At 39.5% G+C, this 22,380-nt stretch carries 20 protein-coding genes and 1 pseudogene; 2 read left to right on the forward strand and 19 right to left on the reverse strand.

The features are described from left to right. Window positions 1-120: 120 nt before the first annotated feature. The 11 genes from nadX to J2S17_RS08305 form a co-directional block, all read right to left on the reverse strand. Entirely contained in the window at window positions 121-903 is a 783-nt protein-coding gene (gene nadX / locus J2S17_RS08255; RefSeq protein WP_307473712.1) for an aspartate dehydrogenase, read from the reverse strand. Between the two features lie 15 nt (window positions 904-918). Next, on the reverse strand, window positions 919-2,364 hold the full coding sequence (locus J2S17_RS08260) for an aldehyde dehydrogenase family protein (RefSeq protein ID WP_307473713.1): 1,446 nt from the start codon (window positions 2,362-2,364) through the stop codon (window positions 919-921). Between the two features lie 59 nt (window positions 2,365-2,423). After that, entirely contained in the window at window positions 2,424-4,145 is a 1,722-nt protein-coding gene (locus J2S17_RS08265; protein WP_307473716.1) for a thiamine pyrophosphate-binding protein, read from the reverse strand. A gap of 25 nt (window positions 4,146-4,170) precedes the next feature. Continuing rightward, entirely contained in the window at window positions 4,171-4,962 is a 792-nt protein-coding gene (locus tag J2S17_RS08270) for an SDR family oxidoreductase (RefSeq protein WP_307473718.1), read from the reverse strand. 24 nt (window positions 4,963-4,986) lie between these two features. Then, window positions 4,987-5,901, reverse strand: a complete 915-nt coding sequence (locus tag J2S17_RS08275) for a VOC family protein (protein ID WP_307473720.1) — start codon at window positions 5,899-5,901, stop codon at window positions 4,987-4,989. Window positions 5,902-6,114: 213 nt separating this feature from the next. Continuing rightward, the gene (locus J2S17_RS08280) at window positions 6,115-6,651 is read right to left on the reverse strand and encodes a cupin domain-containing protein (protein WP_307473722.1); all 537 of its coding nucleotides are present in this window, start codon (window positions 6,649-6,651) and stop codon (window positions 6,115-6,117) included. A gap of 156 nt (window positions 6,652-6,807) precedes the next feature. Beyond that, the gene (locus J2S17_RS08285; protein ID WP_307473724.1) at window positions 6,808-8,082 is read right to left on the reverse strand and encodes an MFS transporter; all 1,275 of its coding nucleotides are present in this window, start codon (window positions 8,080-8,082) and stop codon (window positions 6,808-6,810) included. Between the two features lie 283 nt (window positions 8,083-8,365). Further along, window positions 8,366-9,142, reverse strand: a complete 777-nt coding sequence (locus tag J2S17_RS08290; protein WP_307473725.1) for an IclR family transcriptional regulator — start codon at window positions 9,140-9,142, stop codon at window positions 8,366-8,368. 96 nt (window positions 9,143-9,238) lie between these two features. Continuing rightward, a complete protein-coding gene (locus J2S17_RS08295; protein ID WP_307473727.1) occupies window positions 9,239-10,030 on the reverse strand; it encodes an alpha/beta fold hydrolase in 792 nt (263 codons plus the stop codon). A gap of 379 nt (window positions 10,031-10,409) precedes the next feature. Then, window positions 10,410-10,718 (reverse strand): iron-sulfur cluster assembly accessory protein, encoded by a 309-nt coding sequence (locus tag J2S17_RS08300; RefSeq protein ID WP_307473728.1) that lies wholly within the window; start codon window positions 10,716-10,718, stop codon window positions 10,410-10,412. Window positions 10,719-11,123: 405 nt separating this feature from the next. Further along, on the reverse strand, window positions 11,124-12,140 hold the full coding sequence (locus J2S17_RS08305; RefSeq protein ID WP_307473730.1) for a VanW family protein: 1,017 nt from the start codon (window positions 12,138-12,140) through the stop codon (window positions 11,124-11,126). A gap of 190 nt (window positions 12,141-12,330) precedes the next feature. Between J2S17_RS08305 and J2S17_RS08310 the strand changes: the two are divergent. After that, window positions 12,331-13,985 (forward strand): annotated as a pseudogene (locus J2S17_RS08310) (FAD-binding dehydrogenase). Between the two features lie 124 nt (window positions 13,986-14,109). Here the strand turns inward: J2S17_RS08310 and J2S17_RS08315 are convergent. Both J2S17_RS08315 and J2S17_RS08320 read right to left on the reverse strand, forming a co-directional pair. Next, the gene (locus J2S17_RS08315; RefSeq protein WP_307473731.1) at window positions 14,110-14,433 is read right to left on the reverse strand and encodes a transporter associated domain-containing protein; all 324 of its coding nucleotides are present in this window, start codon (window positions 14,431-14,433) and stop codon (window positions 14,110-14,112) included. A gap of 378 nt (window positions 14,434-14,811) precedes the next feature. After that, the gene (locus tag J2S17_RS08320) at window positions 14,812-15,414 is read right to left on the reverse strand and encodes a class I SAM-dependent methyltransferase (protein ID WP_307473733.1); all 603 of its coding nucleotides are present in this window, start codon (window positions 15,412-15,414) and stop codon (window positions 14,812-14,814) included. Between the two features lie 128 nt (window positions 15,415-15,542). Here J2S17_RS08320 and J2S17_RS08325 point away from each other — a divergent pair, with 128 nt between their 5' ends. After that, window positions 15,543-15,998, forward strand: coding sequence for a DUF2188 domain-containing protein (locus J2S17_RS08325; RefSeq protein WP_307473735.1), 456 nt, complete (start codon window positions 15,543-15,545; stop codon window positions 15,996-15,998). A gap of 45 nt (window positions 15,999-16,043) precedes the next feature. On the opposite strand, the gene J2S17_RS08330 is transcribed toward J2S17_RS08325, so the two are convergent. The 6 genes from J2S17_RS08330 to J2S17_RS08355 all read right to left on the reverse strand — a co-directional run bounded on the left by J2S17_RS08330 (window position 16,044) and on the right by J2S17_RS08355 (window position 21,795). Continuing rightward, on the reverse strand, window positions 16,044-16,790 hold the full coding sequence (locus J2S17_RS08330; RefSeq protein WP_307473737.1) for an SDR family NAD(P)-dependent oxidoreductase: 747 nt from the start codon (window positions 16,788-16,790) through the stop codon (window positions 16,044-16,046). A gap of 42 nt (window positions 16,791-16,832) precedes the next feature. Further along, window positions 16,833-17,579, reverse strand: a complete 747-nt coding sequence (locus J2S17_RS08335; RefSeq protein WP_307473739.1) for an SDR family NAD(P)-dependent oxidoreductase — start codon at window positions 17,577-17,579, stop codon at window positions 16,833-16,835. 16 nt (window positions 17,580-17,595) lie between these two features. Next, window positions 17,596-19,227 carry an AMP-binding protein gene (locus tag J2S17_RS08340; protein ID WP_307473741.1) on the reverse strand — a complete coding sequence of 544 codons (1,632 nt, stop codon included), beginning with the start codon at window positions 19,225-19,227 and terminating at the stop codon, window positions 17,596-17,598. Window positions 19,228-19,420: 193 nt separating this feature from the next. After that, the gene (gene menB / locus J2S17_RS08345; protein ID WP_307473742.1) at window positions 19,421-20,221 is read right to left on the reverse strand and encodes a 1,4-dihydroxy-2-naphthoyl-CoA synthase; all 801 of its coding nucleotides are present in this window, start codon (window positions 20,219-20,221) and stop codon (window positions 19,421-19,423) included. Between the two features lie 15 nt (window positions 20,222-20,236). Further along, the gene (locus J2S17_RS08350) at window positions 20,237-20,623 is read right to left on the reverse strand and encodes a hotdog family protein (RefSeq protein ID WP_307473744.1); all 387 of its coding nucleotides are present in this window, start codon (window positions 20,621-20,623) and stop codon (window positions 20,237-20,239) included. Window positions 20,624-20,640: 17 nt separating this feature from the next. Beyond that, window positions 20,641-21,795 (reverse strand): acyl-CoA dehydrogenase family protein, encoded by a 1,155-nt coding sequence (locus J2S17_RS08355; RefSeq protein ID WP_307473746.1) that lies wholly within the window; start codon window positions 21,793-21,795, stop codon window positions 20,641-20,643. Window positions 21,796-22,380 lie beyond the last annotated feature (585 nt).

Genomic DNA, 22,380 nt, shown 5'->3' on the forward strand with positions numbered 1-22,380 from the left:
GACGATACTTAAGATGAAACGGATTGGAGACATCCACTTTTACCTCCGTGACGTTTTAGCTTAAGAAATCAAACCCTCAACCACCACAGCTGCACAATTAAATAATACCCACATCTTAATTTATCCCACACGAATCAATTCGTCTTTATTTTTCAAAGTAGCCAGTACGCTTAATGCCGCTAGATAGCTTGTTTTAGGATTGCTTGGCATTGGATCATTTTCAATTGCGAGTGATAGTTTTCCAAAGGCACCTGTTGCATCAATCGTATGACTATTCTTTGTTGCATTTGGATCAGAAATGATTTTCACTTTTGTTTTATCTGTTCCTAAACCTGCCAGTGACAAAATAATCGATACATTAATATTTTTCGGAAATAATTTGATTGCCTCAGTTGCTGAGCCATCAAATATTACTGTTAATTCATCTTTTGGCGCATTTGCCAATGCATGCGGAGGCTTAGTAGTAGTAATTGATACAGAGGCAAGGTCCCCATTTGATCGGGCAGCCTTTAAAATATCCAATCCGCCAACGGCACCAGATGGCAAATAAATTCTTGTACCCACCTTATGGCATATAGCCTCTAACTCGCTGTAAAAGTCGGCATCAGCTAAAGCCCCTACACTACTTAATATTAAATCCTTGCCGCTTGAAAGTATAGTCGCTGCAAATTCCTGAACAACTTCTACTGTCGCTGCTTCAACAACCGCATCAACATCTGAGTCTATCAAGTCTTGCATCGTCTCATAATTCGCAACCCCAAACTTACTAGTAATCTCTTTAGCTGTTGATTGATTCCTCGTAAAAAGGGCAACAATTTGGGTGTCCTTAATCACTTTGTCACCATTCACTCTTTGGAGTAGAAACTGACCGATGTTTCCGCCCCCAATTAAACCTAACTTCATTAAAATCCCTCTTTCCTAGTTCGCGAAGCCGTAGCTATCTGCAAAAAACTCTAGGCTGCAATGTCTTGTTTCACGTGAGATTCCACTCTCCTTCAACCCTGGGAAATCCAAATGTAGGTCTTGGAAAACAGTATGGTTATTAATGAACACCGCACCTGCCTCTAATTGGTCAGCAAACTCAATCGCCACTTCTTCATTCTCAGACCAAACAGAAGCTCTCAACCCAAAGATGCTGTCATTCGCTAAGCGGATCGCCTCTTCATTATTTTTAAATGTAAGAATCGGAATAACAGGACCAAACTGTTCAGTTTGGACAATTTCACTTGATTGTTCAGCGCCAGTAATGATGGTTGGTGCAATGAAATAACCATCTTCCCAGCCTTCAGGATCGATTTGAATGCCACCTGCAATAACTGTTGCACCGCCTTTTTCTGCACGTTCGATCAAACCTTTTACAAAATCATATTGCGCTTTATTATTTAATGGCCCCATTTCCACATCTGGCTGAATTCCATTTCCAACACGAATATATTGAAAGGCTTTTTTTAGCTTTTGAACTAATTCATCGTATTTATCTTCATGAACATAAATTCTTTTTACCGCCGAGCATACCTGTCCTGCAGCACGAAGAATACCGAACCTTAACCGAGTGATCAATTCATCATCCAAATTGGCATCCTCAAGAATAATGGCAGCATCATTTCCTCCGAGCTCCATGTATATGTTTTTTACATTGCTTGAAGCAGCCCGCATGATTTCTTTGCCGGTTTCTGTACTTCCAACAAAAGCAATCGTGCGAATACGTGAATCTGTACAAAGTGCCTCGCCAATAAGTCCACCAGAACCAGTGACAATATTGAGAACCCCTTTTGGAAAATGCGAAGCAACCGTTTTAAGGAATGTCATAATGGATAATGGACAGCTAGTCGCCGGTTTTACAATGACAGCGTTTCCTGCCAGTATCGCTGGAATCACACGCTTGAATGTTAAAATCATTGGAGAATTCCAAGGCGAAATTACCGCAGTTACCCCTTTTGGACGCCTTCTGATTTGAACTTTTTGGTTGCCAGGTATCACTTCTGGCTGCCACCATTCCAGCAACTCATCAGACGCTTCATTCATAATGTCCACACATCTTAATAAATCCTTTTTGGCTTCTACAAGCACTTTGCCATTCTCTCTCACTAAAAGTGGAACATTTTCTTCTACGATTGCTCTAATTTCTATGGCTGCTACTTTCATTTTACTTGCACGTTCAGATATATCACTTTTTGACCAAGAATGAAATGCTCTTTCAGCTGCTTCTACTGCATGATCTACATCCGCTTTCGTACATAATGCAACTTCTCCAACTACTTCGCTAGTCAACGCTGGGTTGATTACATTTGTCGTTTGCTGAGCCTGGATCCATTCACCATCGATTAAATATTTCCCTGAAACATAAGGGTAGGTTGAAATCATCGTTACTCCTCCTTGTCTAATTTCAGTAACTAGACTTAAGTCACTGAAACTTTCCTGCCTTACAGCTTTCTAGGCTTAAATGAATCTGCTGCTCCAGGAGGACCACCAAAAGGCTTTGCCATTGGGCCGACTGCATCCATGTCTACAACAATCATCGTTGGTTTTATACTTTTTACAGCTTTCACAATTTCTTCCCCAAACTCATCCGTCGATCCGATTCGAACGGCTTCAAAGCCCATTGACTGCGACATTTGGACGAAATCAGGACTCAAGAGGTCAACTGCTACTTGTCTTCCGTAAGCATTTTGTTGAATATTGCGAAGCACGCCGTAGCCTCTATCATCAAATAATACAATAATCATCGGCAACTCTTCTTGTGCAGCTGTAGCCATCTCACCTACGTTAACCATGAACCCGCCATCACCAGCCATTAGCACAACCTTTCTATCTTTAGCGGCTATTTGCGCTCCAATTGCTGTTGGCAATCCTTGACCAATTCCGCCTCCTGAAGCATGAATAGATGTTCTTGGCTGATAAATTTCAAATAATCTGCTTCCCCATACGTTGGCCTGGACTGTTACATCACGGACCAGGATCGTATCACGAGGCAGTGCACTTCTCATATGATCCATAATTTGCTCATACGGTCCGAGTGTTGCTCTTAAGTGTGTACGCAGCTCTTCTCGCACTGCTCTTACTTCACTTACATATGCTTCATCTCTTTTTACCTGCTTCTCAGAAAGCTTGTTCACTAACTGACCTAATATCAGTTTTGCGTCTCCAACAATCCCATAAGTCGCTTCATAGTTCCTGTTTATTGCCTGCCAATCAGCATCAATGGAAATATGTTCGCTCGGAACTTGAACTTTCCAATTGGACGTCTCATTTCCTCTAAATCTCACTCCTACACTTATTAATAGATCTGCTTTTTCAAGCAATTCCTTCGTTTGTGCGTAAGATGCGAAATGTCCAATGCATTGCGGGTGATCTTCAGGAATACTTCCCTTACCAGATTGGCTTGTGATAACAGCTGCACCGAGCAAATTTGCAAGCTCAGTTAGTTCCTTCGATGCATTCGCTGAGATGATTCCACCGCCTGCCCAGATTACTGGACGACGTGAAACTACAATTTTTGATATTGCTTCTTCAGGAAAATATGTAATTGGATTGTTGTCTGGAGTTAATACCTTCATTTCAGCTAAGGAATGATTGGGAATAATCGCAGATTGATAATCAATGGGGATTTCAAGCGTTACAGGGCCTGTTGGTGCTGTCTCTGCATCTTGTATTGCTTGTCTCACCACTGCTGCTGCCTGGTTAGGGACTCTTAAGCGCATCGCTTTTTTAGAACATCCCTCCATCATGGATAGTTGATCTTTACATTCATGAATATAGCCTCTTCCAGTCCCTAAATATGGAGAAGCTACTTCCCCTGTTAGATGAAGTAAAGGTACACCTGCTGCCCACGCTTCTATTAAAGAGCCTGCCCCGTTTCCTGCTCCTGTTCCTGTACTTGTAATCACTACGCCAAGTTTTCCAGTTGCACGTGCATAACCATCAGCCATGTTTACAGCGCCGCTTTCACCTCTGGAACAAACAAGGTGAATACTGCCTTCTCGAAGAATCGCATCATAAATTGGCATATTATGAATACTGACAATACCGAATGCTGTTGTTACACCAGCGTGAACTAGCTCTTTAACAACAGCATCAGCAACTGTATATTCTGCAGCATTTACAACATTTGTTGCTGGTGCTTCCATTTGCTTTGATTGAGTCATCCTAATTTCCTGCCTTTATAGTGTTTTAAAGTGCCTTACCAAGCGCTCCCGCTGTTTCTATTGTTGACCCTGCTACATAGCTTGCCTTATCAGATGCTAGAAATAAAATAACACTCGCAACCTCTTCTGCTTCTCCTACACGGCCAAGTGGAATGTTTCTCTTCTTAGCTAGATCTTGATAATATTCTTCCGGGTCCATTTCAGGTGCGTTTAACTTGCGCCTTCTTTCCCATTGATCCGTACGAATAAGCCCGAGACTGACAGAGTTGACAAGAATATTATCTGAAGCAAGCTCTTGTGATAAAGTTTTGCTTAAGTTTAATAGCCCGGCTCTTGTGGCTGCTGTCGCAATCATATGACGCTCCGGTTCTTTAGCCAGCGTAGCATTAATATTGATGATTCTTCCGCTGCCGCTTTTAACGAGATGCGGATGCACCGCTCGAACTGCATGAATAATCGCAAAGTATTTTAATTGGATTTGCTGTTCCCACTGCTCGTCTGTAACATCGAAGAAATATCCCATTACACTTTGTCCAGCCGCGTTGACAAGGATATCGATTCCGTTAAATCGTTCTGCTGTTTCTTTAATGAATGTGTTTACATCTTCTTTACTAGTTACATCACAGGTTGATGCAAAAATTGCCTGGTCTTCTCCAAAGTTGAGGAGATGGTTGTATGCATCATCTTTTCTCTTTTCATCTCTTCCGCAAACCGCAACTTTTGCGCCTTCTTGAAGGAACATTTCAGCAGTCTTTAAACCAACTCCAGAAGTGCCTCCCATAATCACAGCTACTTTTCCGTTTAAGCCTAAATCCATTGTCATCTTCCTTTCAATGCTGTCCTATATCAATGACTTTACATTCGCCCAGCCAGGATCCGGCTTGCCACCCATAGAAGATCTTGCTTCTTTTGACGGGGGACCCGCTATTCCCCATTGATCCATTAAATGTGGAACCCGTTTCCAAACACGTGCTCTCCACTCTTGTTCATCTTCAATTGTCTCTAGGTAACAAGTATATTCCATTACAAAGCTTGCTGGATCTTTGAAATAGCAGAATATGTTATCTCCAGGACCATGGCGTCCAGGACCCCATAACTCTTTAAATCCAGCTTTTCTAACATTGGCAATTCCGCGCATAACCTCATCAACTGTATCCACTTCATACGCAATATGGTTAACAGAAGCGTGTCCTTCTTGGTTAAACGCAATCGAATGATGCTTTCTATTACAGCGCAGGAATGACATTTGATGCTCACTCCAGTCCGTCACTTTAAAGCCAAGTACACTTGTGTAAAAATCTGTGATCATATCTAAATCTGCAGTATTCATGACTACATGATTCAGTTTGACAGGATCAACATTTTTCTGCTTCCAGATCGAAGTATGCATTTCAACCCATGCAGATAATTCGATACAGCGATTTTCAGGATCAGCAAATCGCAGTCCATAACCTTTACCCTCTTCATCTAAGTAACCAGGCTCTTGAATAATGGGTACACCTTTTGAAGTAAGTATTTCAGCAGCGCGGTCAACTGCATGTTTATCTACCATTCCAAATGCAATATGATGAAGTCTGCTCTCTTCACCGCTATGTAAACTTAATATATGATTTTCAGGTCCAGCTCCCCTGAAATAAACAGCGTTTTCATTTTGAGCTGTCTTATCAAGCCCCCAAATTTTTTCATAAAATGCGGCTTGTTCTTCTAGATTAGGAGTAATTAAACTGATATGTCGCAAATGTGTAATTCCTAACATTCTTAAAACCTCCTTTTAATCTTATGAATACATTGATAGCTCTCACTTCTGTAATAGAATGACAAGCGTTTCATATGTGGTAAGTGCTTTTAGCAGCCTATTTAGCTTGATTTCTATCAACTGTATTCTTTAAAAAATTTGCAAGGATGCTCCATTGGATCATCCCTGCATGAAGATTCATCAAATTAAAGGATAAGCTAGCTTCCTTTATTATTACTTATCAGCAATAATTGCTTCTCTTTCTTTCGCGCGTTGGATACGAAGTTCTTCCAAAGCGCTTCCTTTAGGGTAAGTAGGTAAGTTTGGCTTAACCGCTCCAAGCATTACTAACATTAATGCTTCTTCATCTCCGTCGTTATGAATACCACGGTGTACCCCAGGAGGTGTACTGATGCAATCGCGCTCATTTAAGCGAATTTCGTGAACCTCATCTTTATCCACTTCTTTAATTAACGCTTTTACACTGCCTTTAAGAATAAAGAAAACTTCTTCTACATCGTCATGTAAATGAAGAGGACCTACACAACCAGCAGGCAATACCATAGTGCTAAGTGTAAAATGCTCAGCAGTGACAACATTAGAATCAGCGTTAGCAGTCGCTCCGCGTCCGATATATCTCATCTGTGCTCTTTTATATTTTGGATCAACTTCTTCTTGGAACTTCAGAACGTTCCAATCTAATGTACGATCTTCTAATCTTGCTACATATTTTTTTTCGAATTCTTCTACATTGAATTTTTCTTCTGCCATGTTAAAACACTCCTTCTTTTACCTAAAATGTTTTATATAAGAAACATTGTTTCTTGTATAAACCAATTTTAAGTTGACATTGTTTAAATGTCAATTGAAAAGTGAGAAAATTTTAAAAACACACACTGTTTTACATAGAAACAATAATCAGTTATTTTAAATTACCGCTTCATTCTTATTCACGATCTTTACTTCAACTGCTTCTTTCTTCAGTGTAAATATATATGCGAGAAAACCTAAACCTGCTGCAAATATTAACATGATGAGCGATGGACCGAAATCACCGCCAAAGGCATCGCGCATCCAGCCCATAATATAGCTCGAAAAACCTCCGAGAATATTCGTAAAGCCCATTAGTCCTGCAGCTCTCCCAGCTGTTTCAGGTGTAGAAAACTTTACGATGAATAAATTGCTTAAATGAAATACACCGCCTTGGGTCCCCATAGCTAATCCCATACATATCCCAGCGACAATGGCATTTGGAGTAAGCATAGCTGCTGTTAAAAATATTGCAGTCAATCCAAATAATATAGTAGCAAGCAAACTTGGACGATTCGTTTTATCTGCAAGATAACCACAAATTAATACGAAACCGAGAGCAAACAGCCAAGAAAGTGATGTAATACTTGTCATTGCTTCACGTGAAAAGCTTTTTGCCTCTATTAAATACGTAGGAAGCCAAATGCTGATTCCAAAGAATAAGAATGAAGACATTAGCATGCCAAACCACACAATCCAATAACGATAATCTTGTGCAAAGCTTTTCTTCTTACTCAAATCTTCACTTGGATCCTTTTCTCTTATATAGGCTAACTCAGCTTTACTAAGTCCTGAATGTTCTTCTGGCGTATCTCGAGTCATAAAGTAGAATAAAGGTAAAACAAGTAATAAATTGAAAGCTGCAAGCATAAAAAATGCGGCTTGCCAATGCAAGGATGCAATAATTGCAGAAAGCATAACAGCCCCAATAGCCGGCCCTAAATAGTTTCCTGACAACCAAGACGATTGTGCTTTCCCAAGCTCTCTATGATTAAACCAATTGGATATGAATTTTCCACAAACCGGAATCATCATCCCTTCTCCTAGTCCGAGAACGATTCGGCTGACAATAAACATTTCATATGTAGTAGAGAGTCCAGCTGTAACCATTGTAATTGTCCAAATTACAAGTCCTAGCATTGCAGTCTTTCGAGCGCCAAGCTTATCAATGATTACCCCCCAGAATAAATTCGATATTGCATAAGATATCGTAAAAATAAAGGTAATAAATCCAATCTTTGCATTACGATCATCTCCAGTTAATCCTAGATCGTTTAAAAATCCAACATCAGTTTGAATAATTGATATGCCTAGCTTATCGATTTGTCCAAAAAACCAAAAGAAAAAAATTGGAACCGCAATATACAACCATCTTTTATTTCCTTTTAACATGTTTATCCTCCTCAAATATGGTTAGACGAAGTGATAAGTTTAAATATAATAGTTCACCTCCTGAAAAGTTGTTTTGTATAAAAAACATTGTTTTAATTAATATTAAAATTTTTTAAAAATTTTGTCAACAAGGAAATTGGAAGAGGAAGTCACATTTTCTACTGTGAAAATAGGTGAAATGGGCAAAAAGACCATAAAAAAAGCCTGCTTTCGCAGGTTCTTAATTAATATAGGAAAATTCAAAATTTATTTTATTATAAGATATTAAGTACAAAAAAATCGTTCAATATCCCATAAACCCGGATAGGACTTTAGCAGTATCTATCACTTTTGGCAAAGCAATCTTTTCAATAAATTCACTATGAAATGTGACATCTGTCGCTACGACATTAATAGCTGCTATCACATGACCGCTCCGATCTAAAATCGGTGCAGCAACAGATTGTATTCCTTGATGGAATTCTCCAACAGAAACGGCGTAGCCTTGTTTACGAATGGTTTCCAACTCATCATAAAATCCTGCCAAATCAGTTTGCGTTTTATCTGTATAGGGCTTTAAATTTGAACCGTATACAGTTCTATTTAATTTCTCAACAGGCTGATTAGCCAGCAAAAGTTTTCCATTTGCAGTTGCATGAGCAGGAAGCCTTAATCCTATGTTTACATTAATGGCTGATACACCTCTAACAGGTGCACTGCCTATGTATACAACCTCATCATCATCTAGAATGGACAAATGACAGGATGCCCCTGTCGAATCGCGCAATTCCTCTAAATAAGGCTGGGAAATTTCTGGAAGCTTCAAGCTTTTTAAATACGCAAAGCCAAGCTCCAGTACTTTTGGTGTCAAATTATATCTCTTCGTATGTTCATCCTGATGTAAATAGCCTAAAGTTTGCAAAGTATACAGTAAACGATAAGGGACCGTGCGACTAACATCCAATTCTTTTGCAATTTCCGCCAGGGACATTGTCGACCTTTCCTCGTTAAATAATTTCAATATTTCCAATCCTCTCACCAGAGAATTGGCATTATATCGTTCCTTCTCATCCTTCGCCACATTTTCACATCCTTGTTTTCCAGTAACTTCTATAATTAGTATTTTAACAAAATTATATCTAAAAAGATATGAACCTTTAGCATTTTCTATCTTGGCTTATTTCACTAAAAAGCCGATGATTTCAGAATTAAATCCCTCTGAGTCCTCCTGATAGCATAGATGTCCTGTATTCGGGATAATAACTAATCTTGAATTTGGAATCAGGTCATGAAAAATTTCCGACTCACTTACAGGCGTGGCTTTATCGAGCTCACCACAAATGACAAGCGTTGGAACAATTATAGATGGAAGGATATCCATTTGATTCAAAGAAAATAATGAATTAGATACAGAAATATATCCCATTGGTCTAACTTGAGCCATAATTCTTTCAGCTTCTGCTTTAACTTCAGGCTGTGGATTAGGAGCTAGCAGTTCCTTTACTCGTTGTTTAGCTATTTCATTTGGACTCAAATTCTTAATATTATTTATTCTTCTATGCAGTTTTTTAAGGTTTTCTTCCTCACTTTGTCCTGCTGCACCTCTGGTTGCATCAGCAATAACTAATGAATCTACTTTTTCAGGAAAACGATAGGTAAAGTCTAATGCAATCGCAGAACCCATAGAGTGCCCGAGTAAATATACAGAATCATAACCAAGCTTATCAATAAATGCATTCAAGATATCGGCAAATTGACTAAAAGATGTATAGGGCTCCTTTTGATCACTGCTTTTTCCATATCCAGGAGCATCCCAAGCAATTACTGTAAATTGATTCTTCAGTCCATCCAATTGTTTTTTCCATGATTGAGAACTATTTCCTAATCCATGCAAAATAATCAGCGGTTTACCCGATCCTTCCATTTCATAATGAATCGTTATATCGTCATTTACCTGTATATATGCCATAATATCCCCCCGTCATTACTGTGTTTTACAAACAAAACATTGTTTCATAATTTTACATACATATCCAATCTATTGTCAATGATTAATCTTAATCTTTAGAAATATATCACTTTTAATTACTTTCCAATAATTTCCGACATATAAAAAGCGATTTCAAAAATGAAATCGCTTGAGTCTGTAGACAAACTCAAAAAAAGGGATAGGGAATTTACCGAAGCTTTCCACAGGGCGAGCGCCAGGCTGCTTCGTGCAGGGCAAGGGCTATCTCGCTTCTCCCGCAGAAGTCGAGCGGACGCATCTCCAAATCTACTGAAATTCGCTCTTTTTACTTTTGTCGACACTTTGAAGCGATTTCAATAAAGAATGAAGTCGCTTTTTTTTAATGATGATGATGCCCATTTCCATCTTTTGCAGGATTATTAATTTCAAACCCTTCCTGTGGTACGTAGAAATATTTAATCCACACTCCATCTAAAAATTCTTCTCGTTTATCTAATAAAATATTGATATCCTTATCCGTCTTCACAATTTCATCGTGTTCAGTCGGGGTATCTAACTTTAAATCATAGTGTGCATGATCACCGTGCATATGAGTGATAAACACACGAATCATTTTACCTTCAGCCTCTTGACTATCTAACATTTTATGTAATACTTTCGCCGCATTACGGTTTATTTTACATTTCATGTTCATTCCTCCGATCATTATCAATATATAACCTCTTCTCTCCACTCTTATACTCCTATCATCATTGAAAGTCTATTATTATGCTTTTAAAAGGAGTAAACGACTCCTTTTTAGGTTGAATATACATCTGTCAATGTTTTTTGAAACCGGTCATTATATCATTTAAAATGCAAAGGCTGTGTTCGTATACTTTGTTGCTTTTCGCAGGTAGTGGCTGATTTCATTTCCTCTCCAGGTGCTCGCTTTCCGCGGGGCGGGCGGTGAGCCTCCTCGTCTCGCACCTTCCGCTCCAATCAACTTTGTTATCAGTGGTTTGTCTTATCAAAACCTATGAAAAAACAACAATCTTTAGAAAAGAGCCAATGCAAAAAAAGGCCTATAAAATCCGGCCGCATTTCATTCATATTAAATTTGTTTACTCATTACCGTTTCATATGCCTTTGAAGTTTTGATTTCTACGGTTAAACTACCGTTTTCCATTTTTGTTTGGATTAATAGAGGGATGCCTGTTGTATTTTGAAATCTGAAGTCTAAACCTCCGTAAGAAACTGTGGCATCTCTTCCTTTAGGTACATATCCCACTGTCACCGAATGATGGTGCTTTTCAACATATTCTACTTTTAGTTTATCGACTGCGTTAAATAGAGTGGAAGATGTTTGGCAGATTCCCCCGCCGATTCCCATCACAAGTTTCCCATTTACTGCTTCCTCAGCAGGCTGATAACCGTGTTCTTCATCACTCGGTCCTACAGTAGTATTAAAAGAAAAAATATCATCTATACCCAGGATTACATTATCAATAGCCTTTGCCGAAAGCTCGATATTCTTTGTTCTCCCTGCTACGCTGTTGTTAAATTGAGTGGAATAGGAGGCAAGAACCACTTCATTAAGCTGGGTGGCATCAGCTTGTTCATAACCACTAGCCGTTATATAAAGAGGGATTTCAACCTCACCGCCATTATCAGATACTGATAAGATGGCAGAGACCAACTCCTCCTCCTCCAGAATGATCCGCGGATTCCCCTTAATGATTTTACCATTTTCATCTATACGATCTGGTATCATCCGTTGATCATATCCCTTTTGATCATCTGTTCCAAGTGCGAGGTCTCTCGCCCATGCTTCTACCGTGTCTTTATACTTTTTCTCATCGACTCCATTCCCATATTCTTTTGGGATAAATGTTTTTATCTTCTCTTTCGTTTGTGGATCAATCAGAACGACTTCTGGCTCTTTCACTGTTTCAATTTCTTTTGTCTTTTCCTCATTTTCTTGTTCTTTCTCTAAATCGTCCACCTTTTTCTGCAATTCCACTACTTCCTTCTCAAGCTTAACTTCCTTTTCACTTTTTCCTGCACACCCTGATAAAAGCAGTACAGTAATGATGAATAACAATGTCCACATTCCTTTATTTCTTTTCATATTCCCCTCACTATTCATTCTGTTTTGTAATGTATACTTCACTTTCATCTTTATTCAGGTAATGGCATTTGTATGCCCTATTCTGAGAACCCAAATATTTAATAAATATAGTCAGTATTTACTCGAAAAAGGACATCAGATATAATTAAAATAATAATCTAAATATTCTATCAAATAGTGAGGGAATCTGATGAAATATGATGCAATAGTAGTGGGTGCTGGATTAGCTGGTTTAGTAGCCGCAGCTGAACTTGCTGATGCTAACAAACGTGTACTTCTTCTAGATCAAGAGCCAGAATCATCAATGGGCGGTCAGGCATGGTGGTCATTTGGTGGGTTGTTTTTAGTCGATTCCCCTGAACAACGGAGAATGGGCATTAAGGATTCCCCAGAGCTAGCATGGCAGGATTGGCAAGGTGCAGCTGGATTTGACAAACATGAGGACGAGGATTATTGGGGAATGAAATGGGCCAGGGCCTACGTTGATTTTGCAGCAGGTGAAAAACGTGAATGGCTGGCTAAACAAGGTGTTAAGTTTTTTCCTGTCGTTGGATGGGCAGAACGTGGCGGATATTTAGCTGAAGAGCATGGGAATTCAGTTCCAAGATTTCATATCGTTTGGGGAACAGGACCAGGCATTGTCAAGCCTTTCGAAAATAGAGTCAGAGAAAGTATGAAAAGAGGAACCATTATCTATCAGCCCCGCCATCAAGTAACAGAGCTTTTGTGCAGTCAAGGGATGATTGTCGGTGTAAGCGGAAACATTTTGGTTGAGAGCCAAGTTAATCGTGGTGAGGCTAGTTCACGCGACATTAAAGATCAATTTGCATACTATGCTCAGGCGATAATTATAACGAGCGGGGGCATCGGGGGGAACATTGATTTAATTAAAGAAAATTGGCCGCAAAGGCTTGGAAATCCACCGAAGAATATGATTTCTGGAGTCCCTGCGCATGTAGATGGGAAAATGCTGCATGTTACCGAGAAAGCTGGCGGACGAATCGTTAATCGAGATCGGATGTGGCATTATACAGAGGGAATTAAAAACTGGAACCCCATTTGGCATAAACATGGAATCAGGATACTTCCCGGCCCTTCATCCATTTGGTTGGATGCGACAGGAAAAAGGTTTCCTGCACCTAATTTTCCTGGTTTTGATACACTTGGGACATTAGAAGCAATTCAAGCTACAGGATATGATTATTCGTGGTTTATATTGACTGAGAAAATAATTGAAAAAGAGTTTGCATTGTCCGGATCAGAGCAAAACCCTGATTTGACCGAAAAAAGCATAAAAAAGGTGCTCTCCCGCATACTTCCCGGGCCCACCGCTCCTGTAAAAGCCTTTATGGAAAAAGCGAAGATTTCATCGTAAAAAATAATCTGACAGACCTGGTTGCTGGCATGAACAAACTGACTGGAAGTGAATTAATTAAGCTTGAAGAAGTAGAACGACAAATTAAAGCACGTGATCTTGAAATCAACAATAGCTTCACGAAAGATCTGCAAATCACCGCATTAAGAGGAGCAAGGAATTATATTGGAGATAAATTAATCCGAGTGGCTAAGCCTCATAAAATCTTAGATCCAAATAATGGCCCGCTGATTGCTGTCCGACTCAATCTCTTAAGCAGAAAAACATTAGGAGGATTGCAAACTGATTTATCCTGCCGTGTTCTTGATCAAGCAGGCAATCCGCTAAAAGGGCTTTATGCTGCTGGTGAGGTTTCAGGCTTCGGAGGGGGAGGCGTTCATGGCTATCGGTCATTAGAGGGGACCTTTCTTGGAGGATGTCTTTTTACTGGAAGACAAGCAGGCAGAGCAGCAGCTAAAGAATTAATGTAACAAGTTTTGTCCCATTTAAAAGGTAAGCATAATTTATGCTTACCTTTAGCTATAGCATTCTATTCAAGATTTGATTTTCTTAACATCGATATACTTAATTTGATGGCCTTCAATTTCATGGGCACTAAAACCCCTCTGCTTCAATTTCCTCCGCTTCTTCTATTTCCTTCGACCTTTGTGTTAAGAACCAGCCGGCGACCGTATCCATATCATCTGCAGTCAAGAGCGTCCCTAATAATCTGTTGGCTTCATCTATCAATAGTCTCGCATTCAATCTGTAATGGCCATCAGCTAATTTTTGAATTTCAGGCAATTCTCCAATATCAAACTCATCTTGAATCTCTCCGACTAATTCCTCAATGATGTCTTCAATTGTTACTAGTCCGGATGTGCCCCCATATCCATCTTTTAATATGGCAATCTGGATTCGCTCTTTCTGCATTTCCATTAACAAATCTCGTATTCAGATCGTTTCCAATTCAAAAATTAAAGGATTAACTAATTCTTGTGCCTTAATTGATCAATCCTAGATACACGAACCTTTACGATTGCAAATTCTGTTGCAACAAAGAAAGCAGTAAATATAATAAGTACAGCCAATAGTAACAAATTAATAGTAATGGTCAATGGATAGTCTTACAGCTGTAAGACCGACACCTCCTACAGAAATCAAGTTTTGGTTTCCTTAATAAATACAAATTATGATCTTTTTCTTTTTGTATTTATTCCAAGGGTTGGTTCATTATCCTGTCCAGGATTGTAGCAATCCATAATTAAGTAAGTAAAGAACCTACAAAAGCATGATTAGTGTGGAAATGAAAATATACTAAATCTGAAGCTTGTATATGAGAAACCGTTCATCTTCATTTTTATTTTTCGCTAATACTACCTCTTGCTTCATCATAAATGCCGTGTGATTTTCCAAGTAGAAAATATAATCCTCTGATGGATAATAAAGAATAAGTTCAACCAAACGGGGAACCTGTTGGATTGACAGTAATATATTGTTAACTACCTTAATGAATATTTGTATCGTAAAGGGGTTAAAAAAATAAAAACATTGATCTGTTGGATGAATGGAATATTCCTCAGCAAAGCAACATTCAAAACTGATGAGTTGATTGTTTTTCTTCATTTTTCTTTCATATGCACGTAAATTTTCCATTGCATCATGGAAAAAAGCTTCGTTCATTTCAATTCCTATGGCAGACTTATGGTGAAAATGGTTGACATAAAAATTCAATCGGCCTTTCCCACAGCCCAAATCGACCAATCGGCCATTATACGACAGATCATACTCATTAAATAAAGCTTCCAGCGCCTCATAGGGTGTTGGTTCATATCGGTGGTAGTGGAAGGAAGCGTTAAACCCCATTTGTTCTTCTGCTGTTTTAATATTAAGTAGCTGATCGATATTCCTTGCGCTCATAATCTTCTCCAGTCATTTCTTCATAATAAGCTATTATATCGCAAACCATTTAGTTGTATCTATCTTTGGACAAGGTTTGACCTTTTTACTTTCGGGAATAGATAAATAACGATTGGGAGGTTTGGAAGATGCCATGGAATACTAATAACTACCCTGATTCATTAAAGAACTTAGACACTGCCATAAGAAAGAAAACGATTGAAATCGGAAATGCGATGATGAAGGATGGGTATGATGAAGGTCGCGCTATTCCTATTGCCATTAATCAAGCAAAAGAATGGCACAACAATGCTGATCAGAAAGAAATTAATAAAATCATTCAAGCAAGTGACAAGAATCTTCAATCAGATGAAAAGAGTCAGGACAGCGGCGCACAACGCATGGATGAAGGACAGCATGTATTACCTCATAAAGATGGCTGGGCAGTTCAGACTGATAATGGCAAGCGCCCATCAGGCGTTTTTGAAACAAAAGAAGCAGCCATCAATCGCGCTCGAGAAATCGCGCAAAAAAAAGAGACTCATTTAATTATTCACAGTCAAGATGGAGATATTCAAGAAAAGACTTCTTATGAAACGAAATAAAACAGAAAAAAGGCTCTTCAATCGAAGAGCCTTTTTCAATATTTACTATCCAATCATACTATGTCCACCGTTAACAGAAAACACTTGACCTGTGATCCAATCCGCCTGTTCAGACAGAAGGAATAAAACCATTCCTGTCACATCTTCAGGATTTCCAAGCCTTTTTAAAGGATACTGCTTCCTTATCTTATGGATAAGGTCTTCACCTAATCCACCCTGATCAACCATACCTAAGGACACTGTATTACATTGAATATTACTCTCTCCAACCTCTCTTGCCAGTGATTTTAAAAAGCTGACTGTTCCATTCCTTGCAGCTGCAGACATAATCAGTTTTCGATCACCCGTTCGTGCAGAATCTCCTATGATATTAATGAACTTCCCTGCTTGATTCTTTATCATATCCGGCATAAATGTATGGATGATGTTTAAAACGCCATAAAAACAGATATCTATTTCCTTGCGCCATTCATCTGGTTCATATTGAAAAAAGGATTTCATTTGTGCCCAGCCAGCATTGTTGACAATATAGTCAATATGCCCGAGCTGCGCATGTATCTCATTCTTCATTCTCTGAATCTCGTCTATCTGACTAATATCAGCTTGAAATGGATGAACAGCCACGCCTATATCCCGTAATATACCTACTGTTTCCAACGCCTTGTCTTTAGATGTATGAAAGTGAACAGCAATATTTGCTCCTTCTCTAGCTGCGGATATAGCCATTTCTCGTCCCATTCCTTTACCAGCACCTGTAATTAAAATGTTTTTTCCAGACATCCCTAAATTCAATTCAGTGTTCCTCCTTTGTCTTACATTTTATGGCTTCAGGAGCTAGCACATTGTTAAACCACCATTAACTGATAATGTTTGTCCTGTAATGTAGCTTGCTTCCTCAGAAGCAAAATAGGCCACAGCATTAGCAATATCACTTGGTTCAGCGAGACGGCGGAACGGAATAGCTTTTTGCAGGGCAGCTGCAATACCTTCATTATATGAACCAATCTCCTCAAATAATGGTGTATTTGCCGGCCCAGGGGCAATACAATTGACATTCAATTTATGCCGAGCCATTTCACGGGCCAATGTTTTCGTTAATGCAATGACGCCACCCTTTGCCGCTGAATATACACCTTCACCGCTTGAACCGATTCTGCCCGAATCAGATGCAATATTAATGACTTTCCCATAACCATTTTCAACCATATACGGTAAAATTTCTTTACATGTATGAATTTGACCCATCAAATTGATATCAATAATGGTCTTCCATGTTGATGGTTCACTTTTTAAGAAAGGTTCGATTTTATCCCATCCAGCGTTATTAACAAGGACATCGATTCTGCCAAAATGTGAGATTGCTTGATCCACCGCCGCTTGCACACTTTCCAACTTCGTAACATCACAGTAGATGGCAATACCTTCTGCCCCGCCTTCTTTAAGCATTGAAACTGTATCATCTGCATTTTCAAGATTGATATCTGTCACTACTATTTTCATAGACTTTTCTGTTAGCTTTCGGGCGATTTCTCTCCCCATACCTCTGCCAGCACCTGTTATGAAAGCTACTTTTTCACTCATATTAGACACATCCCTTTTATAGTTTTCTGTCCAGCAATTCTTTCATTTGTTCTCGCAAACGATATTTTTGAATTTTACCGCTTGGTGTTCTCGGAAAGTCATCAATGGTTTCTAAATGTTCAGGCCAATATTGTTTAGCTACTCCCTTTTCTTGCAAGAATTCTTGGAGCTCTTTTAGAATCAATGGCTGCCTGTCAGCCTTCATTTTTATAAACACACAAGCTTTTTCTTGAAGGCGTGGATCTGGCATAGCGATAATTTGCAGATCTGCAATGTCTGGATGTTCATATAATGTATTTTCCACATAAGCGACTGGAATATTTTCACCGCCGCGAATAATAATATCTTTGTTCCGGCCAGTAATTCTGATATAGCCATCTTCGTCCATCACACCACGATCCCCGGTTACAAACCATCCATCCCTGAATTCCGAATGTGTTTCTTCCATTTTCTGAAAATATCCTACAAATAGGGCTGGACCTTTGCATAAAATATCTCCTTCGATATTTGGCGCACATTCATAGCCATCGAGGTCAATCATTTTAAGCTTCATTCCGGCAAAGGGATGACCATCTGTAACCGTTAGCTTTTCAATCGAATCATCCAGTTTTGTTAATGTCACAAGGCCATCCTCTGTCTGGCCCCAGCCTGCCAAAATTTTGAATGGCACCTTGTCTCTTGCTTCTTTCACAAGAGATCGTGGAATAGGTGCGCCTAAAGCAACGAAAGCTCTTAAGCTGCTAATATCATAGTTTTCTATCCCTTCTGCTTGCACGGTATCCTGTAAAAATGGAGTGGCTCCTGCGGTAAAGGTAATTTTCTCTAATTCAACTAAGCGGAGGAAGTCTGTCGGATTCCATACATCTTGATAAACAGCAGTTCCACCATAATGAGTAGGCAACCGTACGCCATAACCAAAACCTGTCTGATGGGCGAAGGTAGAAGCCATAAACATCACATCATCGGGAGTGAGCTCTAAATGCTCGACCCAATAGTCAGTTGAGACACAAAGTGTATTATGCGTATGCATCACGCCTTTTGGCTGACCCGTTGTACCTGAAGTAAAAATGATTTCTGTGACCTCATTCGGATCCAACTCTATTTGATTGAGTAAAGAAACATTCAATCTTTCCTCCCATGGCTCCTCAAGCAATGCTGAGAACGATTTCATTCCAATCGGCACGTTCTCGCCAATGACATACACATGCTCAAGTGAAGGCCATTCCGGGAGCAGGCGATTGATCATTGCGGGATAATGAAAACCGCGAAACTGATCAGGAACCACTATCATTTTAGACTGCACGGTTTTCACCATAAACCCGATTTCTCTTTCCCTGTAAATGGGAACTAATGGGTTACTGATCGCTCCAATTCTAGTAGCAGCATAATGAAGAATGATAAATTCATTCCAATTGGGCAGTTGAAATGAAATGACATCTCCTTTTTCGATACCTAAATGGAGCAGTCCCAATGCAACACGGTCAACAAGCATACTTAATTCTTGAAAAGTATAGCGGCTTTTTCTATCGATGATTGCCATTTTTTCCGGGTATTTTGCAACGGCATCATTTAAATAATCTATGATGGTTTTGTTTGGCCACAATTGTGCGTATTTCTGCATATACGCCGGACTTAAACTTGTTTCCACATTTCTCACTCCCTTATATTAGAAAAGCGCTGGGCGCCTTGTTCACCCTCAGGCAAGCATAAGAAGAGCCTTGCGGAAAGATGCTCTTTACCCTTCTGGGGGGCCAGACCACCCGTGGGGGTAGGACGCTTGCGCTAGACATTTTCCTATCTTCGAAAATTTCTTATCTTTTAAAATATATAGACGGCTTCAATTACCTCCTAAATTTAGAAAAATCAACAGGGCGCTTTTCGATAAATGCATTTTTCCCTTCTTCTGACTCTGGAGTGTTATAAAACATGGCTAAGCTTCCCATTGATAATTGGGATATCCCTTGAATGTTTGCACTATCTGCATTAAATGAATATTTAAGCACCTTCAACGCTGTAGGGCTTTTTTGCAGGATTTTCTCGGCCCATGCCTCCGCTGCTTCTTGAAGTTGCTCAGGCGGGACAATTTTATTTATAAGTCCCATTTCTTGCGCCTCTTCTGCAGAATATTGCTCACATAAGTACCAAATTTCCCTTGCTTTTTTTTCGCCAACAATTCTTGCTAAATACGCAGATCCATATCCTGCATCATAGCTTCCTACTTTAGGACCACTTTGGCCAAATTTTGCCGTGCTTGCTGCTATCGTTAAATCACATATCACATGTAAAACGTGACCGCCACCAATTGCATAGCCATTCACAGCTGCAATAACCGGCTTCGGAATATTTCGGATCGTTTGATGAAGATTTTCCACTTCAAGACCAATACCTCCACCTAACCCGCCAGAATAATCATAACCTCCTTCATTTCCTTTTTCTTTCTGGTCTCCCCCGGTACAGAATGCTTTATCTCCCGCTCCAGTTAAAATGACTGCTCCAATCCGGTTATCATCCCATGCATCGCGAAATGACCAGATTAACTCATCTATCGTCCTTGCCCGAAAAGCATTATAGACCTTTGGGCGATTGATTGTAATTTTAGCGATTCCATTCTTTTTTTCATATAGTACATCCGTTAAATTCATTATGTTTTCCCCCTGCTATAAAATTTTTAGTACCACTTGACCTTTCATCACAATCAGACCCGATTCATTAGTACAAACAACCTTTTCAGTCAGCCATTTGCGCTCAGATATCACATCAATGACTTCTATGTTTACTGTGATGGCATTACCTCCGTATACTGGGTGAACAAATAGAAGCTCCTTTTGCATCATCACACATGGCTGTCCGGGTAATTGGGAACTTATTAACTCAGAGATAAAACCCTCATAAATCAGCGTCGGTATTTGAATCTTTCTTTCCCCGTCCACAATACTTTCATCAATGATGTTCATTCCTTTTGTAAAAGTTCCCCAGTTCTTTACATCCTCTTCGGTGAAAATACGAGTACATACAGCCATTTGACCGACAAAATAGTCCATCATATTAATAGTCTCCTATTTTAGTAGGATCGAAATTCCTTACCGATAATATCTTTTGCAATGACCATCTGATTGGCTTGTGCTGTCCCATCTCCAATTTCAAGGCCAATCACATCTCTTAAACGCTGCTCAAGCGGCATTTCCTTTGTATAAGCATAATGGCCATTTAACAGGAGACATTCATGAATAGCCTCTTGACTGTATTTAGGTCCCAACCACTTAACTGATGCTGATTCTTTAGAGTGTTGTAAGCCGTGATCACGTAGCCAGAGTCCTCGGTAGGCTTGCCACTTAACCATTTCCAAGTGTGTGTAGTGAGTGACAATCGGAAAAGAGACACCTTGATATACAGCAAGCGGTTTACCAAAGGACTGTCTGACCTTCACATGTTCAATCGTTTCATCTAAGCTTTGAAAAGCAGCGCCAACACATTGCAAACCGATTAGAAGCCTGCTTAAATCAAAGCCATTCATCACTTGAGCAAATCCTTGATTTTCAAGCCCTATAAGGTTTTCCTCAGGAACCTCTACGTCATTCAGATAGATCGATCCTCTTCCAATTGGAATATTGCCCATGTCTTCATAACCTGTACACTCTACTCCTGGCAAATCCCTTGGTACAATAAATGCACTTATTCCACGATTTCCTAAATTAGTATCGGTTTTAGCAAAAATAATGAAGGCATCACCCGCTGTCGCTACACTAATTCCCGATTTTTCACCATTAAGTACATAAACACTTCCTTTATGAAATGCTGTTGTTTTAATCCCTCCTGCATCTGTGCCTGCAGATGGCTCGGTAATCGCAATGCCTACAATTCGCTCGCCGCTAGCGATCCTCGGAAGCCATTCTTGCCTTAATTCTTCAGTTGCATGTTTAGTAATGATTTCACCGATCAGTGCATTCAGCATAACTGCATATGTGAGATTAAAATCCCCTCTGCCTATTTCTTCTGCTGCAATACCGGTTGTCACACAATCCGCGCCGCTTCCGCCAAATTCAGCAGGAATTCTCAAACCGTTTACTCCTAACTCTCCAAGCTTCTTCCATAAATGTCTAGGTGTGACTCCCTCTCTATCCCATTTAGTGTATTGTGGAAGCAGCTCCTCTTTTGCAAACTCCTTTAACATCTTGCGGAAATAATCTTGTTCTTCAGTAAATGAAAAATTCAACATGCTTTCCCCTCCTTTAGTAAATACAGTTGCAATTCCCGTGCCAAAACATAAAGCTTGATAATAAAGCGTTTTCATTTTAAAACATTCGCATCATTGCGAATCATTCTTAAAAATGCGAATCTTATTTGCGAAAGGAATGATTCAATAAAAATGGGCTCAATACAAATAAGAAAGGACTAGATCCTTATCTGAAATCGAGAGAATGACGCAATACAGATTAGAATCGGCGGGATGCTTATCTGAAATCGAGAGAATCGCGCAATACAGATTAGAATCGGCGAGATTCTTATCTGAAATCAAAGTGAATCGCGCATTACAGATTAGAAAGGACGGGATTCTTATCTGAAATCTAGTGAATCGCGCATTACAGATTAGAATCGGCGGGATGCTTATCTGAAATCCAGTGAATCGCGCAATATAGATTAGAATGGGCGGGATTCTTATCTGAAATCCAGTGAATCGCGCAATATAGATTAGAATGGGCGGGATTCTTATCTGAAATCCAGTGAATCGCGCAATACAGATTAGAATCGGTGGGATTCTTATCTGAAATCCAGTGAATCGCGCAATATAGATTAGAATGGG

The organism is Cytobacillus purgationiresistens (assembly GCF_030813235.1).
GTDB classification, from domain to species: Bacteria; Bacillota; Bacilli; order Bacillales; family Cytobacillaceae; genus Cytobacillus; species Cytobacillus purgationiresistens.

What these genes read in the sequence shown, in the direction of transcription:
- nadX (WP_307473712.1), bottom strand. Translation starts at nt 903, where the DNA reads ATGAAGTTAGGTTTAATTGGGGGCGGAAACATCGGTCAGTTTCTACTC.
- J2S17_RS08260 (WP_307473713.1), bottom strand. Translation starts at nt 2,364, where the DNA reads ATGATTTCAACCTACCCTTATGTTTCAGGGAAATATTTAATCGATGGT.
- J2S17_RS08265 (WP_307473716.1), bottom strand. Translation starts at nt 4,145, where the DNA reads ATGACTCAATCAAAGCAAATGGAAGCACCAGCAACAAATGTTGTAAAT.
- J2S17_RS08270 (WP_307473718.1), bottom strand. Translation starts at nt 4,962, where the DNA reads ATGGATTTAGGCTTAAACGGAAAAGTAGCTGTGATTATGGGAGGCACT.
- J2S17_RS08275 (WP_307473720.1), bottom strand. Translation starts at nt 5,901, where the DNA reads ATGTTAGGAATTACACATTTGCGACATATCAGTTTAATTACTCCTAAT.
- J2S17_RS08280 (WP_307473722.1), bottom strand. Translation starts at nt 6,651, where the DNA reads ATGGCAGAAGAAAAATTCAATGTAGAAGAATTCGAAAAAAAATATGTA.
- J2S17_RS08285 (WP_307473724.1), bottom strand. Translation starts at nt 8,082, where the DNA reads ATGTTAAAAGGAAATAAAAGATGGTTGTATATTGCGGTTCCAATTTTT.
- J2S17_RS08295 (WP_307473727.1), bottom strand. Translation starts at nt 10,030, where the DNA reads ATGGCATATATACAGGTAAATGACGATATAACGATTCATTATGAAATG.
- J2S17_RS08300 (WP_307473728.1), bottom strand. Translation starts at nt 10,718, where the DNA reads ATGAAATGTAAAATAAACCGTAATGCGGCGAAAGTATTACATAAAATG.
- J2S17_RS08305 (WP_307473730.1), bottom strand. Translation starts at nt 12,140, where the DNA reads ATGAAAAGAAATAAAGGAATGTGGACATTGTTATTCATCATTACTGTA.
- J2S17_RS08315 (WP_307473731.1), bottom strand. Translation starts at nt 14,433, where the DNA reads ATGGAAATGCAGAAAGAGCGAATCCAGATTGCCATATTAAAAGATGGA.
- J2S17_RS08320 (WP_307473733.1), bottom strand. Translation starts at nt 15,414, where the DNA reads ATGAGCGCAAGGAATATCGATCAGCTACTTAATATTAAAACAGCAGAA.
- J2S17_RS08325 (WP_307473735.1), top strand. Translation starts at nt 15,543, where the DNA reads ATGCCATGGAATACTAATAACTACCCTGATTCATTAAAGAACTTAGAC.
- J2S17_RS08335 (WP_307473739.1), bottom strand. Translation starts at nt 17,579, where the DNA reads ATGAGTGAAAAAGTAGCTTTCATAACAGGTGCTGGCAGAGGTATGGGG.
- menB (WP_307473742.1), bottom strand. Translation starts at nt 20,221, where the DNA reads ATGAATTTAACGGATGTACTATATGAAAAAAAGAATGGAATCGCTAAA.
- J2S17_RS08350 (WP_307473744.1), bottom strand. Translation starts at nt 20,623, where the DNA reads ATGATGGACTATTTTGTCGGTCAAATGGCTGTATGTACTCGTATTTTC.
- J2S17_RS08355 (WP_307473746.1), bottom strand. Translation starts at nt 21,795, where the DNA reads ATGTTGAATTTTTCATTTACTGAAGAACAAGATTATTTCCGCAAGATG.